Genomic DNA, 14,971 nt, shown 5'->3' on the forward strand with positions numbered 1-14,971 from the left:
ATTTGCGCCTGTGGGACAGTCCAATGACCTCGTTCAATGGGGCAGAATTTATTATCTCCGTCGGGCGGTGCCTTGCGGCCTGAGAGGCTGAGGGGGTCGTAAAGAGTTGAAGGTCTCACTAAGGACTGCCGAGTTCGTCATTACTAAGTTACGCTGTCGGAAGTTCAGCAGCCGCTTCGAGCAGTTGATAAAAACGGTGAGCGTTATGTCGACACTCGGCAAAGACAAAATAAAACAACTGATCAGAGCCTTCTTCTTGGGGTTTGGTACGTTAATTCTGGCTGGTTATGCTATCGGCGCGGTAGCAACTGAGCGATTCCAAGTAAGCATACAACTGGGAACTCCATCATGAAAACCATTGAGGAACAATTAGCTCAATTCAATATCCGGCTTGATAGATTGGAGGAGCGGTTCATGGCGATGAGCCCAGCGAAAGGAGCCGATACAGATAGGTCCGCACCGGCCACCACCGAACCGCAGGCGAAAGGATGCGAGGTGACGATACCACCCCCACTCCCCTCACAACCAACTATGCGACATCCGGAGCCTATCAAACGGCACGAGACGTACGCGCCTCCAGTAACCCAAATTCTCGGCTGGACCGGCGCGACGGCGCTGGTGCTGGCAATGGCCTATCTGATTCGACTGGCACTGGATGCCGGTTGGCTAACGCCGGAGCGGCAGCTTGCACTCGCTGTCTTGAGTGGTTTCTCCCTGATAGCCACAGGGCTGCGGTTACGCGCTTCCGACCACGAGTATGCGAGCCTGCTGCCGGCCGGCGGTTTGGTGGTGCTATTTCTTTCGATTTACGGGGCGCACCTTCACTATCACTTCATCAGCATCCATCTGGCGACGGGCGCTGTGGTCTTGACCTGCCTCGGCGCGTTATGGCTGGGTAAACTTTTTGAGAGCGAACTCTACGGGTTGTTCGCAGTGGTGGGATCCTATTCGGCACCGTTTCTATTGCACGCTTTGACCGGCGCGGTGATCGATCTGGCGATTTATTTCTCGGCCTGGAGCATGCTGTTTTGCATCTACTCCATCTGGATCTGCAATCGCCGCGTCTATCTATTAGCCGCCTATATGGCGCTACTGGGTTTCAATTTTCTGTGGACGCATATGTCGCCGGGTGAATGGGTGGCAGCCTTTTTCTTTCAAGCAATTCAGTTCGTCATCTTTCTTGGTTGCGCGGTCGGTTTCTCTATTCGACATGACCGCCCCATGAGCAATGGCGAGGCGCTCGTCCACTTGCCGCTACTGCTGATTTTCTACGCGCTGCAGTACTCGCTGCTGCAAAGCCACCTCCCGACAATGGCGCCGTGGATTGCTCTGGGGAGCGCCACGGTATTGCTACTGGTTTACCTCATTGCTCGAAAAACCATGGATAAGCCGCTGGAATCTGGCGCTTTGTTGGTGGGAGCCTATGCTTCGCTGGCGCTGTTTCACGCCGGTTATATGGAGCTGGTTCCGCGTGAATTCGCGCCCTGGGTCGGCGCGCTTATGCTGCCAGCAGTTGCCGTTTATTTTCTTTCTCGGGAAAATGCGTCGGTGACATGGCCAGCCCGGATGCTGATCGGGATCGTGTTCGCTATTAACTACTTGCGGGTGGTTTCAAATTCCAACATCGAATCGGTTCCGGGGCACGATCTATTGGCGCTGCTCTACGCGGTCGAGCTTTACCTCGCCTACTACCTCGTCAGACACCCGCCCGGTCTGGCGAGTTTCGCCCACTCCGCCTTATATGCGGGCCATGTGGCCTTGATGGGCGCCGCAGTGCAAATCTTTGACGGGCGACTGGCTGTATCGTTTGCCTGGGGCGTAATCGGCCTCGCCTGTCTGGCGCTAGCTTTCAAGTATAAAGACAAGTTACTCGGCAAGTCTTCCTTGCTGGTCTTCGCCGCTTCGTCAGCCAAGGTTTTGTTGTTCGATTTATCAAGCGCCGCCCCGCTGGTTCGGATTGGTTCCCTGGTGATTCTTGGACTGACGCTGTACGTGGGTGGATGGATGTACAAGAAAGTGGCCTTGATGGACGCAGACAACCTGTAGCCATCCAATGGACAGCCCGTGTAACGATCAGGCAACTTCAAATGCGGGGCATGGCGGGCGTTGCGGCAACCGCAACTGGTGCGGCGATCACGCTCCGATCCGGCGGTGCGACTGTTTTACGAGTTCCACGCAAAGACGCAAATGGGTGACAAATGGCTTTGTATCGTGGTTAAATATGCGGAAGACGATGCGTTTGTCGTAACCGGCTACCTAACCGACAAACCCAAGGACGGAGAAGACGTATGGCCGACAAGATGAAAGTATGGTTCGATGCGGAAGCCGATTTCCTTGAAGTGCGCTTCTCCGATGCCGCCGGTTATGAGAAGGAAACCTCGCACGACGCGGTGATGGAGCGTGTGGACGCAGAAGGGAATGTGATCGGCTTCAGCACCATCGGCGTCAGCCGCTTCCGCAAGGACAAACCGTTTGAAACCGAACTGTCTGCGGCGTAACCGCAGGGCCGGCGCGTACAAATGGCGATTGTCCGGGAATTATAGGAATTATGAATAAGTTAATGTGTCCCCATAATCCGCAATGTTGACCAAGCTGCCTAATATCCTGACTGTTTCGCGGATCGTCGCCATTCCGGTGATTCTCGGAATTATGTTTATTCCGCCTCCCCTGGGCAACTGGCTGGCGCTTGCCGTTTACACCTATGCCGCCGTCACCGATATCCTTGACGGCTATTTGGCGCGCATCTGGAGCCAGCAGTCCAATTTCGGACGTTTCCTGGACCCCATAGCCGACAAGCTGCTGATTGCCGCCTTGCTTTTGATGCTGGTGGGAATCGACCGCATCGGCGGCATTACCATTTTGCCGGCGGCGGTGATTCTGTGCCGCGAAATCCTGGTCTCGGGACTGCGTGAATTCCTGGCCGAGGTGCGCGTCGGCCTGCCGGTAAGCAGCATGTCAAAGATCAAGACCTTTATCCAAATACTGGCGCTGGGCTTTCTTATCGTCGGCGACGCCGGTCCTGATTTTTGGGGAGTGCCGACTCTTGATATCGGAATTTACGGCCTGTGGGCGGCGGCGGTGATAACCCTGATCACCGGCTATGATTATCTGGTCGCCGGCCTTGGTCATATCGCCAGGAGCGACGCCGAGGGCGCCGGTAAATGAAAGTTTTCGGCCTGGTGGGATCAAGCGGCAGCGGCAAGACGACGCTGATGGTCAAAGTGATAGAAGAACTGAAAGGCCGAGGCGTGAAAGTTTCCACCATCAAACACACCCATCACGAACTCGACATCGACAGTCCGGGCAAGGATTCCTACCGGCACCGCGAGGCCGGCGCCGAGGAAGTGATGCTGACCTCATCGGCGCGCTGGGTGCTGATGCGCGAGCATCGCGGAGCGCCGGAGCCGGACATTAACCAATTGATCGCCCATATGAGCGATGTCGATTTGCTGCTGGTCGAAGGATTTAAGGAATTGCGCTGTCCCAAGATGGAAATCTATCGCCCCTCGCTCGGAAAGCCGTTACGGTTCGCGGACGATCCCGACGTGGTGGCGGTGGCCGGCGATGAGCCTCTGCCCGATTGTTTAACGCCCGTGCTCGACATTAATGACATTCCCGCCATCGCCGATTTCATCGTCGACCATTGTCAATTAACGAGGCTGAATGATGACAAAAATTAAGGATGACTGCTTCGTCGCCGGCGGCGGATCGATGAAACTGGATCAGGCGTTGGCGCTGCTGAAGGAACGCCTGAAGACGGTAACCGGCGACGAAACCGTGCGGCTGGGCGACGCTTTGGGTCGGGTGCTCGCCGCCGATGTAATCGCCGGGCGCGACGTGCCGCCTCATGACAATTCGGCCATGGACGGCTATGCAGTCTTCTTCGATGATCTGGCGACGAATGGCGAGACCAGGCTGCCGGTGGCCGGATACATCGCCGCCGGCCATCCCCTCGGCGCGCCGGCCTTGCGCGGCAACGCCTATCGTATTTTTACCGGCGCTCCCATGCCGGAAGGGCCGGACACGGTGTTCATGCAGGAGAACTGCGCGACCGACGGCGATGATGTGATCCTTGAGCCGGGCATTGACCGAGGCGCCAACCGTCGGCGCAGAGGGGAAGACATCGCCGCCGGTTCCGTTATCCTCAGGCAGGGACGGCGGCTGCGCCCCCAGGAAATTGCTCTGGCGGCGTCCGTCGGCCGGCCGACGCTGACGGTCTGCAAACGGCTGCGAACGGCGGTATTTTCCACCGGCGATGAAGTGCGCGATCCATCCGATAACGCCCCCGAAGGATGTATCTACGACGCCAACCGCTACGCGGTTATGGGATTGCTGAAAGATTTGGGCTGCGCGGTCACCGACCTCGGCATCCTGCCCGACAATCAACGAATTATCCGCGACGCCCTTGATAACGCCGCCAAGGATCATGATGTGGTGATTACCTCAGGGGGGGTCAGCCTCGGCGACGAGGATCACGTCAAGGCGGCGGTGGAAGAGCTGGGCGGTCTTTACTTCTGGCGGCTGGCCGTCAAGCCGGGCCGCCCCATCGCGCTGGGCCGGGTCGCCGACGCCGTATTCATCGGCCTTCCCGGCAATCCGGTGTCGGCGATGGTCACTTTCATGCGCGTCGCCCGTCCGGTATTATTGTTGCTGTCGGGACACAACCGAATCGACCCGCCTCTGTTCAAGGTGCGGGCCGGGTTCGGCTTTGACAAGGAACCGGGACGCCGCGAGTGGCTGCGCGCCCGTCTGACGAAAGATAAGGACGGCGTCCTGACCGCCGTCAAGCACCATTTAGGCGGTTCCGGCATCCTGACCTCAATGGCGGACGCCGACGGGCTGGTGGAACTGCCGGAAGATCAGGGAGCAGTCGCCGAAGGAGACATGGTCGATTTTCTTCCTTTCAGCGAAGTAACCGCATGAAGATCATTTATTTTTCCCGGCTGCGCGAGAAAACCGGAATCGCCGAGGAGGAGGCCTCGCCGCCGGCGACCGTGACCGATGTCGCCGGTTTGATCTCGTGGCTGAGGGAACGCGGCGGCGGCTACGCCGAGGCTCTCGCCGACCTGTCGGTGGTCCGCGTCGCCGTCAACCAGGAGTACGTCGCCATGAGTCACCCCGTCGCCCGCGACGACGAGATCGCCCTGTTCCCGCCGGTAACAGGAGGCTGATCCTTGATCCGGGTGCAACGTGAAGATTTTGACGTCGGCCTGGAAACGGCGAATCTTTCCGCAGGCAACTTCGGCATCGGCGGCGTCTGTATCTTCGTCGGCCTGGTCCGCGATATGGCCGGCGACCGATCTATCGAGGCGATGACTCTGGAACACTACCCCGGCATGACCGAAAGCGCGTTGGTTCAGATCGAGGCCGAGGCGCGGCGGCGCTGGCCGCTTGAGGAAACCTTGATCATTCACCGTTACGGACGGCTGAAACCGGGAGACCGCATCGTCATGGCGGCTACCGCTTCGACCCACCGCCGGGCCGCCTTCGAATCCTGCAACTTCCTCATGGACTGGCTGAAAACCAAAGCGCCGTTCTGGAAGCTGGAGGAAACCGCCGCCGGCGCCCGATGGGTCGACGCCCGCGACATGGACAACGCCGCCGCCGCCCGCTGGACCAAGGACGGCAAGGAAGAATGACGGGATCAGCCGTTATCAAGCACGACGCCGTAATATTCGACTTTGACGGGGTGCTGGCCGAATCCACGGACATCAAGGATCAGGCTTTCGCCGCTCTTTACGAAAAACACGGCGCCGAAGCGTTGGCGGGGGTGATGGCTTATCACAGGGCCAATCGAGGCGTATCGCGCTTCGACAAGATACGTTACTGCCACAGAACTTTCCTCAACCATGATCTATCGGATAAAGAACTGGCGGAGATCGGACGATGGTTCTCCGCTCGGGTCGAGGACGCGGTGGCGGCCTGCCGGGCGGTCCCCGGCTCAATGGAGTTTCTTAAGAAGCACGGCGATAATCTGTCCTTGTTCATCGCCTCCGGCGCCCCCGAAGATGAGGTCAGGCGCATCGTTGAGCGCCGAGGCATGGCGCCTTATCTTGTCGCCGTTTTCGGCTCGCCTGAAAGCAAGGCGGAGATTGTCCGGGGCATCCTCGCCGAACACGGATTCGCCCCCGGAAAAGTTTTATTCGTCGGCGACGCCATGGCCGACTACAATGCGGCCCGAACAACCGGCGTCGATTTTGTCGGCCGCGCTCCGCCGGGCCGGCAAAGTCCGTTTCCGAACAAAACCCCGGTCATTCCTGACCTTACCGGCCTATCGGCATGGTTATGAAAGTGAACCCTGATGACTGAAAAACACTTCTGGCCGGTCAAGGCCTACAGCAACGAATCCTTTCTCGACAGCCGTGAGGCGCGGCCTCTTCGCATCATGTCCGAATATATCGAGCCGGGTATGCGCTTCGACGATTTCAAGATCGCAGATACCATTGTTTTCTTCGGTTCGGCCCGCTTTATGTCCCGTGACGAGGCGTTAAATAATCTGCATGAAGCCCGCGACAAGGGCCTCGACATCAAGGACGCCGAGGGCAAGCTGGAGATGTCGCGCTATTACGAAGAAGCCCGCGAACTGGCCGGACGCCTGACCGTATGGTCCAAGAGTCTGGAAAAGGGAACCCGTCGCTTCGTCGTCTGCACCGGCGGCGGGCCGGGAATCATGGAAGCCGCCAATCGCGGCGCCTCGGAAGCCAAAGGCATCAACGTCGGCCTTAACATCGCCATTCCCTTCGAGCAGGAGAGAAACCCCTACGTCACCCGCGAACTGGCGTTCGAGTTCAATTATTTCTTTATGCGCAAGTTCTGGTTCACCTATCTGGCCAAGGCGCTGATCATCTTTCCCGGCGGCTTCGGAACAATGGATGAATTCTTTGAATTGATGACCCTGATCCAGACCCGCAAGCTGAACAAGAAAATGGCCATCGTCCTTTATGGCGATGAATACTGGCGCGAAGTGATCAACTTTGACGCCATGGTCCGCTACGGCGTCATCTCGAAAGAAGACCTTGATCTGTTCAAACGCGCCGATTCCGTGGGCGATGCCTACGAATTCATCACCGATGAGCTGGCCAAGGCGGCGGTCAAGGAACCGGGCGGGAGTTTGTAGTTCAGCCCTTCCCGACTTCCCTGTCGTAGTCTTCCATCAAGATTTTGGTGAGCACGCCGGGAGTAAAGGAATGGTCGTCGATTTCGCCCACCGGCGTCACCTCCGCCGCCGTGCCGGTAAGAAAGACCTCGGTGGCGTTTGCCAGCTCGGAGGGCATGATGGCGCGCTCCACCACTTCGATGCCCCGCGCCCGCGCCAGATCAATGACCGTGCGTCTGGTGATGCCGTCGAGAAAACAACCGGGGGCCGGCGTATGCAGCCTTCCGTCGCCGAAGACCAGAAAGATATTGGCTCCCGTTGATTCGGCAACCAGTCCGCGCCAGTCCAGCATCAGGGCGTCGTCGTACCCTTGCGTCTCCACCGCGTGCTTGGACATGGTGCAGATCATATACAGCCCCGCCGCCTTGGCCAGAACCGGAGCGGTTTCCGGCGCCGGACGCCGCCACGGAGAGGTTTTCAGGCGGATGCCCTTCATCCGCGCTTCGGGCGAAAAGTAGGACGGCCATGTCCATGTGGCGATGGCGACATGAATCTTTGACTGCTGGGCCGAGACCCCCATCATCTCCGAGCCGCGCCAGGCTATCGGGCGCACATAGCCGTCGACAATAGCGTTGGCTTTTAATACCCGGCGGCAGGCTTCGTCGATCTCGGCGACGCTGAAAGGGAGCTTAAAGCCGAGAATTTCAGCCGAAAACGCCAGCCGCCGGGAATGTTCGGTCAGCTTGTATATCTTGCCGCCGTAAGCGCGTTCGCCCTCGAAAACACTGGAGGCGTAGTGCAGGGCGTGGGTGAGGACATGCACCTTGGCCTCGCGCCACGGCGTCATTTTGCCGTCAAACCAGATGACGCCGTCACGGTCGTCGAAAGGAACGCTTGCCATGGTTTTTGCCTGTTGTTGATTCCATTTTGAAAGGAGGTTGCTTTTTTATCAGTAGCGGAGCGCATCGGGCAAGCCCCCGCGCCCCTGCCGGGGCGCAATTAGGGCCGGTTCAGGATCGGTTCATATTGTTTTATGTAAGTAACCCCGGTGGCCGTAAAAAATGACTCTTAAAAATCCTCCCCCTTTAGAAGGGGGAGTTAGAGGGGGTAACCTCCCCTGACCCCTCCTTCGTAAGGAGGGGAAAGTGTGGGGACCGTCATGGATCAATGATTAAGGCCACCGGCATAACCGATGACAACCTTGGTTCGTTGATAAGCAAGAAGGCAGGGAAGGAGGAAACATCATGGACAAACCGGACGACCGAAAATCAGCCGACGTCAATAAAGGACGACGGCAGGCGCTGGTCAGGCTCGGCCTTGCCGCAGTCGCCGTCTATGCGGCGCCGACGCTGCTGAAACTTGGTCAGGCCAGAGCCTCCGGCGGCGGATTTTTCGGCGGCGGCAACAAAGGCGGCGGTTCCGGCGGCAGAAAAGGCGGTGACGGCGGCGGATTTTTCGGCGGCGGCGGTTCCGGCGGGCCGGTAAACATCATTAATGATCCCGTCACCGCGAAGGAATGCGGCGAATGCCATGAGCCTTATAGCGGCAATAATCTTCCCGCCGGTTCCTGGCGCAAGATGATGGCTAACCTCAAAGATCATTTCGGCGAAGACGCCTCCATGGAGGAAGGCGCCGGAAAGCATGTGGAAAACTATCTGGTTTCCACCGCCGGAGGCGGCGGAGACGGCCCGCTGCGGATCACCGAGACTTTCTGGTTCAAGCGCAAGCACGGCGGCGGCGAGATCAGTTCCCGCGCCCTATCCCGGGTCAAGACCCTTTCCAACTGCAAGGCCTGCCACGGCGGCGTAAGCGGGCGATAGCCTGAGGCAGACCCAAGAATTAGCACGTCAAGATTGATTATAGCAGTTTAAGCATCTTTGATATCGAAGCGCCGATTGATTCTGTCTATCTCGACCTGCATCTTGTCCATGCGGGTCTGGATATGCGCCACGATTTCTGCGTCTTGCACCTGGTCGCGGCGTAGCGCGATAACTGAAGAATGCACCTCGTTGACGCGAAGCGTAAGGTCGCTCAACTTATTGTCCGCCCGGTCGATCTTTTCGTCGATCCGGCGCAGATATACCATGATCAAATTTTCAGGTTCGGCCATGTGCTGATCTCCTGCCGGGAATGATAAGCTCGGAGGGAAAGAATTAAAAGGGCTATTACTTACTCGGAATTCTCGTGCGGCGCTTATAACTCGCCATAAACATTCAGCCTTCATCATTGAGCGAAGCCACATGCCTGAGGGCATGCCGCGCCGTTTCAAGGTGGGGGTCATTGTTATCCGACGAATAGACCATAAAGATCGGCCTGTTAAATTCCCTCTTTTCCTCGATAAGGTGCAGACGTCCTGATTCCAGGTGTTTGCTGATGAAGCGCAGGGGGAAATATCCGGAGCCGCCGTTTCTCAATATATGCTGAAGGCCAAGCGGGCCATGATTAACGGTGAGCGCCGGCGAGTCACGATTCGGATAGGCAATTATGATGTTCTGAAGAAATTCAGGCCCCCAATCCACATAAATATACCCCGGTTCTCCCGGCCCGCTGGTTTTAGGATCAGATGAGATCAGGGCCAGTTTCTCCGACATCAGCTCCTCGATCACGAGTCCCGGCCTGCTCTGAGGCATATACATGACGGCAAGATCGAGAAATCCGTCGGCCAGTTGCCGCATAATTCCCCTGGAAATGCCGACCTCCGCCCTGAGGGCGACATCCGGCGCGGCGGATTGCATCCGGGGAATCCATTTCAGAATCAGATTGTCCCACAGCGTGTGCTGGACGCCGATGGTAAGCACTCCCTCAAAACTCGGGGGAAGAGACAGCTCATGACGCGCCTGCTCCCAGATTCTGATCAGGCTTTGGGCGTATTTCTGAAAATGAATTCCGGCGGCGGTCAAGGATGTCCCCGCTTTGCTGCGCGTAAAAAGAGGACGCCCCAAGACGGTCTCCAGCGTTTTAATGCGCATGCTTACCGTCGATTGGGTGACATTCACCTGCTCGGCCGCCCTGTTGAAGTTGCCGGTCTCGATTATGGCCAGAAAAGTTCGGGCGAGATTAATATCCATTTGTTTCGGATAATGCCCTAATTGGTTTCCAGGCCATCCAGCTCGTCGTAGAGATCGGGAATCGTCGGCATGTCGGAGTTATCGCCGTTTCTTATTTCGGAATCGCGTTTCTGGCGATACATACTGCGAATGGCGGCATAGTAGTCGATGGAGGTGCTCTTGATCTGCTTTAATTCATTGACGATGCCCGCATACTCATCAACGGCGCCGACGCCGGCCAGCGACCATGATATCTCCTCGCGATCAGTGTTCGACAGCCACATGGACAGCGGATCAAAATAGCGATCAACAAACATTTTACCGACGGCGTCACGCGGATTTGACGGCCCGAACAGCGGGAGCACCACATAGAACCATTCGCCGACGCCCCAGACGGCCAAGGTCTGCCCGAAGTCCTCCTTATGCCCTTCAATGCCGAGGTAATCGGCGACGTCAAACAAGCCGCCGACCCCCGCCGTCGAATTAATCGCCAGACGCTCGGTGGTTTTCCAGGCCCGCCTAAGTTCGAACTGAAGAAGATCGTTGGCCAGGACAACGGGGCTTTTGGCGTTTTCGAGGAAATTGCCGACTGACCCGCGCACGCCGCCCGGCAGCCAGTTATAGGCGGTGGCGATCGGATTCATCAGATAATCCTGAAGGTATTCATTGAACCCGAAGAAGAAACGGTTCATCGGCTCCAGCGGGTCCCCGTCGCCGACTTCTTTCTCCTCTGCTTTCGCCGCCCCGGCTTTGGCGTCGCCGTTATCGACTGCCGTCGCAACGGGCTTGAGCTTGGGTTTAGCTTGCGACTCGGCGGCGCGGACGGCGGACGGTTTTTGCGCCGCTACGGGAATAACCGGCGCCGGTCCCGTATCGAACGGATGGCGCTGGTTTAAAAAGATGCTCATGTCATAAGCTTTGCCGGCCCCGGCCTTGTATGTAGCGGAAGATGCGGAAGCGGAAGCGGGAACGACATGGGGAGTATTCATATCCGGCATGGAATACGGCGAGGGACCGGGAGACTTGGCTGCGGACGGCGTTAAGGGGGCGGCCTTCGGGTCCGCCGCCTGATAATAAAAAACGGGCGAGGGAGAATCCTCAACAGGGGTGGGAGTCATATCCGGCATGAAATACGGCGAGGCGCCGTCAGCCGCGACTTTTGACGCTTGGACAATCATCGCCACAGCAACGGCGAGCGACCCTATCAACAACACGCGCAACCGCATCTCAACCTCTTGAACCTTGTCAGGCAAGCCGACAGAACGCTTCCGGATTTTCAATGCCGGTCGATCGACAGCAATAAAATTAAATGCCCAAGCCCACTATCTAATAACATCAAGTAGATAGAAGGGTCTATACCGTTTATTCATGCCCGGCCGGCGAGTCATTATAATTTTTTTCTCCCCCCCTTGCAGATCGTATTTTTGCGACTAGATAAACAGTGCGGAGCGCCGTTCAACGGGCTTCGCGGCAACCGGAGGGCGTTGCCTGACCACATTGCTTCATTAGGAGGATGTAACATGACGATCTATGACTTTTCCCCCCTGTTTCGTTCGACCGTCGGCTTTGACCGCCTTGCCCGCTTGGCCGAGTCGGCGCTTAATACCGATCAGACGGGCATGACCTATCCGCCTTACAATATCGAAGTTACCGGCGAGGATTCCTACCGGATCACCATGGCGGTAGCCGGTTTTAAGGAATCCGATCTGTCTATCGAAACCCACGAGAACACCCTGACCATTGCCGGCGGCAAGGCCGAAGAATCCGGCGAAGTTCACTATTTGCACCACGGCATCGCCGGTCGCGACTTCGTGCGCCGCTTTAATATCGCCGATTACGTCGAAGTAACCGGCGCCCGTTTGGCGGACGGTTTGTTAGTCGTCGATCTGGTGCGCGAAGTTCCCGAAACCCTCAAGCCCCGCCAGATCGAGATAACGGCCGGCGCTCCGCACGACATCGCCGCCAAGGACAAGAAAATGATCGAGAGCGCGGCGAAAAAGAAAGCGGCGTGATCGAATAATCATCAAACAGGCCACAAGGGGGCGGGAGCAATCCCGCCTCCTCGCGGGGCGTTGCTTGTCCGTGATTGTTCTTCGTTGCCCCCCATCGAGTTTAGTTTGCCTTGAAGAAATTGCCGATTGAGTGTAGCCGTTGGCATATATATTCTTTGTGTCGTCATTCGGCGTCATTTTGTCTTGTCGTCATTCGGCGACTTGTGTATTATGTCGTTGATCGTTGACATTGGAGGGGCCTATGCGCGCCCGCACCGCCTTTGATTTGGGACTGATTATCCGTGAGCGACGCCGGAAGTTAGGAATCGACCAGCGCGAACTTGCCGACAAAGTCGGCGTGAGTCGGCAATGGGTCGTAGAAATCGAGAAGGGAAAGCCACGCGCGGAAGTAGGGCTTCTCCTGCGCACGCTCGAAGCGCTCGACCTAAAGCTGAATGTTGAGAATGAAGCGTCCGAAGGTATTGGCGAGGGTGGAGGCGCGGGAAGTTGGGATTTCAACATTGATGACGTGGTCGACGAGGCCCGTGGCAAAAAGCGATGATCGGGGATATTCTTGTTACGCTCCTTGCCGGACGGGAAATTGGTCAGATCCGACGGACTCGATCTAATCGCTTGACCTTCTCGTATAATGAGGAATGGCGGAAATTTCGCGGCGCTTTTCCGCTATCACTGTCGATGCCGCTTGCGGTTGGCGAACACAGTCATGAGAAAATCGAAGCCTTCCTCTGGGGGCTTTTGCCGGACAATGAACTCGTACTTGGCCGATGGGCGCATCGTTTTCAGGTCTCGGCGCGCAACGCTTTCTCGCTGGTGTCCTATATAGGTGAGGACTGTCCCGGCGCCGTCCAATTTGTCCGGCCGGAACGGCTTGATGCAATCCTTACTTCAAGAGTTCCGGAAATCGACTGGTTGGACGAAGCGGATGTGGCCGAGCGTCTTCGATCCCTTCGGGCTGATCAGTCTGCGTGGCGAATGCCGCACGATACCGGCCAGTTTAGCCTCGCCGGCGCTCAACCCAAGACGGCGCTTATCTATGATGGAGGACGTTGGGGTGTGCCCTCAGGCCGGATGCCCACGACTCATATATTCAAACCGCCCACGGGCGAATTCGACGGCCATGCCGAGAACGAGCATTTTTGCCTCATGCTGGCCCGTGAACTTGGCTTGCCCGCCGCAAGCTCCGAGATAATGCGTTTCGACGGCGAAACTGCCATTGTTATTGAACGCTTTGATCGTATCCGCACGTCGGGTATGGCGGCGGCGGCAGCGATGGAATCAGCATCTCACGCGGCAGCAACAGCTCCTATGAAAACAGAAGATGCTCCCGACGCCGCGAAAGCTGCCGCTGACGCAGCCGCACGGGCACATGCGCTGGGTGAGTTGGCAAAGACTCAACCGATCCTGCGGCTCCATCAGGAAGATATTTGCCAAGCCCTTGGGCTTCAGCCGATCGCCAAGTACCAGAATGATGGTGGACCTTCCCCTGAAGATATCGTCGCACTTCTCAGAACCCATTCAAGTCGCCCGATAGAAGATATTGGCGCATTTGTCGACGCGCTCGCCTTCAACTGGTTCATCGCCGGAACCGACGCCCATGCCAAGAACTACTCACTTCTTCATGGCGGCGGCGGACGTGTGCGTCTGGCTCCCCTCTATGATGTCGCCGGCGCCCTTCCCTACCTTGATCCTCAACAAATCAAGCTGGCGATGAAGATTGGCGATAAATACCGCATCAGGGATATCGGGCCTCGTCAGTGGCGAAAACTCGCAACCGGGACGCGCCTTGACCCGGACCAAACTATGGCGAGGCTTGTAGAATTTGCTTCCAACATACCGGAGCGCGTTGCCCTTGTTCACGGCCTGATCAGAGGGGAAGGCATAACGCACCCGATCATCGACAGACTTGCCGAAGCGATTACAGCCCGAGCGGCACAATGTCTCAGGATGTTGAGGCTGTGAATACTCTAAGCCCAACGCAAGCGCTGACTGGACTCCGTTATAAATATACGAAACTATGACCCCGTCATGACCAAGGTTAAATCACGCAAGAAGGCAGGGCGTCTGGCCTTTGAGGCCAACATCATGGACGGCTTGGCCGCTCCGATGATGCTGCTTAATGAAAAGCGATCTTATCATAAATCTGTCGCATTAGTGACGAAAAAGCGTAACGGAAAGAGGGTATAAGGATAACCGGAATCATCCTTAATGAGCTAAAGTAAAGAGATAACATCATGCTAGGCATCATAGACATCATTGCCACTTCCGTTCTTATTCTGCCGCTGGTCTACGCCGCTACCGTTTCCATCCAGGAAGCCACCGCTGTTCCGAGTGACGCGCCACCGGTCGATAACATTGTGCCTTCTGTGAACATTCAAGCCGAAGCCGACGCCCGGTTGAATGAATGGCAAAAAGCAACATTCCTTGCCAACATGAATCATGAGCTAAGGACCCCCCTTAACGCGATCATCGGGTTCTCGGAAATGATCAAGCACGGATACGTCTTGGATAACGACTACGACCATACAATGGAATATGGGACCCACATTCATAACGCTGCCATCCACCTTCTGAGCCTGATCGAAGATTTGCTGTATCTATCCGAAGGTAACGTCGAGAAACTCGAACGCCAAGAAGGTGAAGTCAGCATTGGAGCCATTCTCAACAGCGTAGCGTCAGCGACACGGGTGTCGGCATGAAAAGCCCTGCCTCCCGAGCGGCTGATCAACTTTCGCCTGCAATGACGCAAGCGCTGACTGGACTCCGTTATAAATATACGAAACTATGACCCCGTCATGACCAAGGTTAAATCACGCAAG

At 56.9% G+C, this 14,971-nt stretch carries 19 protein-coding genes; 15 read left to right on the plus strand and 4 right to left on the minus strand.

What is annotated here, in order from left to right; genetic code table 11:
- Positions 1 to 106 precede the first annotated feature (106 nt).
- The 10 genes from A3H92_01940 to A3H92_01985 all read left to right on the plus strand — a co-directional run bounded on the left by A3H92_01940 (position 107) and on the right by A3H92_01985 (position 7,117).
- Positions 107 to 352, plus strand: a complete 246-nt coding sequence (locus A3H92_01940) for a hypothetical protein (GenBank protein OHC75459.1) — start codon at positions 107 to 109, stop codon at positions 350 to 352.
- A complete protein-coding gene (locus tag A3H92_01945) occupies positions 349 to 2,046 on the plus strand; it encodes a hypothetical protein (GenBank protein ID OHC75460.1) in 1,698 nt (565 codons plus the stop codon). Before A3H92_01940 ends, A3H92_01945 begins: the two co-directional genes overlap by 4 nt.
- A 242-nt stretch (positions 2,047 to 2,288) precedes the next feature.
- Positions 2,289 to 2,498 carry a DUF2283 domain-containing protein gene (locus A3H92_01950; protein ID OHC75461.1) on the plus strand — a complete coding sequence of 70 codons (210 nt, stop codon included), beginning with the start codon at positions 2,289 to 2,291 and terminating at the stop codon, positions 2,496 to 2,498.
- An 82-nt stretch (positions 2,499 to 2,580) separates the two neighbouring features.
- Positions 2,581 to 3,165, plus strand: coding sequence for a CDP-diacylglycerol--glycerol-3-phosphate 3-phosphatidyltransferase (locus tag A3H92_01955; protein ID OHC75462.1), 585 nt, complete (start codon positions 2,581 to 2,583; stop codon positions 3,163 to 3,165).
- The gene (locus A3H92_01960; GenBank protein ID OHC75463.1) at positions 3,162 to 3,680 is read left to right on the plus strand and encodes a molybdopterin-guanine dinucleotide biosynthesis protein B; all 519 of its coding nucleotides are present in this window, start codon (positions 3,162 to 3,164) and stop codon (positions 3,678 to 3,680) included. The genes A3H92_01955 and A3H92_01960 overlap by 4 nt, the downstream gene beginning before the upstream one ends.
- The gene (locus tag A3H92_01965) at positions 3,667 to 4,923 is read left to right on the plus strand and encodes a molybdopterin molybdenumtransferase MoeA (GenBank protein ID OHC75464.1); all 1,257 of its coding nucleotides are present in this window, start codon (positions 3,667 to 3,669) and stop codon (positions 4,921 to 4,923) included. Before A3H92_01960 ends, A3H92_01965 begins: the two co-directional genes overlap by 14 nt.
- Positions 4,920 to 5,171, plus strand: coding sequence for a molybdopterin converting factor subunit 1 (locus tag A3H92_01970; GenBank protein ID OHC75465.1), 252 nt, complete (start codon positions 4,920 to 4,922; stop codon positions 5,169 to 5,171). The genes A3H92_01965 and A3H92_01970 overlap by 4 nt, the downstream gene beginning before the upstream one ends.
- Before the next feature lie 3 nt (positions 5,172 to 5,174).
- On the plus strand, positions 5,175 to 5,639 hold the full coding sequence (locus A3H92_01975; protein ID OHC75466.1) for a molybdenum cofactor biosynthesis protein MoaE: 465 nt from the start codon (positions 5,175 to 5,177) through the stop codon (positions 5,637 to 5,639).
- Positions 5,636 to 6,289, plus strand: a complete 654-nt coding sequence (locus A3H92_01980; GenBank protein OHC75467.1) for a hypothetical protein — start codon at positions 5,636 to 5,638, stop codon at positions 6,287 to 6,289. The genes A3H92_01975 and A3H92_01980 overlap by 4 nt, the downstream gene beginning before the upstream one ends.
- Before the next feature lie 12 nt (positions 6,290 to 6,301).
- Positions 6,302 to 7,117 carry a lysine decarboxylase gene (locus A3H92_01985; GenBank protein ID OHC75468.1) on the plus strand — a complete coding sequence of 272 codons (816 nt, stop codon included), beginning with the start codon at positions 6,302 to 6,304 and terminating at the stop codon, positions 7,115 to 7,117.
- 1 nt (position 7,118) lies between these two features.
- On the opposite strand, the gene A3H92_01990 is transcribed toward A3H92_01985, so the two are convergent.
- Entirely contained in the window at positions 7,119 to 7,997 is an 879-nt protein-coding gene (locus A3H92_01990) for a branched-chain amino acid aminotransferase (protein OHC75469.1), read from the minus strand.
- 343 nt (positions 7,998 to 8,340) lie between these two features.
- On the opposite strand from A3H92_01990, the gene A3H92_01995 reads away from it, so the two are divergent.
- On the plus strand, positions 8,341 to 8,916 hold the full coding sequence (locus A3H92_01995; GenBank protein ID OHC75470.1) for a hypothetical protein: 576 nt from the start codon (positions 8,341 to 8,343) through the stop codon (positions 8,914 to 8,916).
- A gap of 47 nt (positions 8,917 to 8,963) precedes the next feature.
- Here the strand turns inward: A3H92_01995 and A3H92_02000 are convergent, their stop codons facing one another.
- The 3 genes from A3H92_02000 to A3H92_02010 form a co-directional block, all read right to left on the minus strand.
- A complete protein-coding gene (locus tag A3H92_02000) occupies positions 8,964 to 9,206 on the minus strand; it encodes a hypothetical protein (protein OHC75471.1) in 243 nt (80 codons plus the stop codon).
- Between the two features lie 103 nt (positions 9,207 to 9,309).
- Positions 9,310 to 10,164: a LysR family transcriptional regulator gene (locus A3H92_02005; protein OHC75472.1), complete on the minus strand. Its 855-nt coding sequence runs from the start codon at positions 10,162 to 10,164 to the stop codon at positions 9,310 to 9,312.
- A gap of 17 nt (positions 10,165 to 10,181) precedes the next feature.
- Positions 10,182 to 11,423, minus strand: a complete 1,242-nt coding sequence (locus tag A3H92_02010; GenBank protein ID OHC75473.1) for a hypothetical protein — start codon at positions 11,421 to 11,423, stop codon at positions 10,182 to 10,184.
- A 240-nt stretch (positions 11,424 to 11,663) separates the two neighbouring features.
- Here A3H92_02010 and A3H92_02015 point away from each other — a divergent pair, with 240 nt between their 5' ends.
- The 4 genes from A3H92_02015 to A3H92_02030 all read left to right on the plus strand — a co-directional run bounded on the left by A3H92_02015 (position 11,664) and on the right by A3H92_02030 (position 14,851).
- A complete protein-coding gene (locus tag A3H92_02015) occupies positions 11,664 to 12,155 on the plus strand; it encodes a heat-shock protein (GenBank protein OHC75474.1) in 492 nt (163 codons plus the stop codon).
- A 241-nt stretch (positions 12,156 to 12,396) separates the two neighbouring features.
- A complete protein-coding gene (locus A3H92_02020; protein OHC75739.1) occupies positions 12,397 to 12,696 on the plus strand; it encodes a hypothetical protein in 300 nt (99 codons plus the stop codon).
- On the plus strand, positions 12,693 to 14,114 hold the full coding sequence (locus A3H92_02025) for a serine/threonine protein kinase (GenBank protein ID OHC75475.1): 1,422 nt from the start codon (positions 12,693 to 12,695) through the stop codon (positions 14,112 to 14,114). Before A3H92_02020 ends, A3H92_02025 begins: the two co-directional genes overlap by 4 nt.
- A 272-nt stretch (positions 14,115 to 14,386) precedes the next feature.
- The gene (locus tag A3H92_02030; protein OHC75476.1) at positions 14,387 to 14,851 is read left to right on the plus strand and encodes a hypothetical protein; all 465 of its coding nucleotides are present in this window, start codon (positions 14,387 to 14,389) and stop codon (positions 14,849 to 14,851) included.
- Positions 14,852 to 14,971: the final 120 nt, after the last annotated feature.

Source organism: Rhodospirillales bacterium RIFCSPLOWO2_02_FULL_58_16 (genome assembly GCA_001830425.1).
Classification (GTDB): domain Bacteria; phylum Pseudomonadota; class Alphaproteobacteria; order Rhodospirillales; family 2-02-FULL-58-16; genus 2-02-FULL-58-16.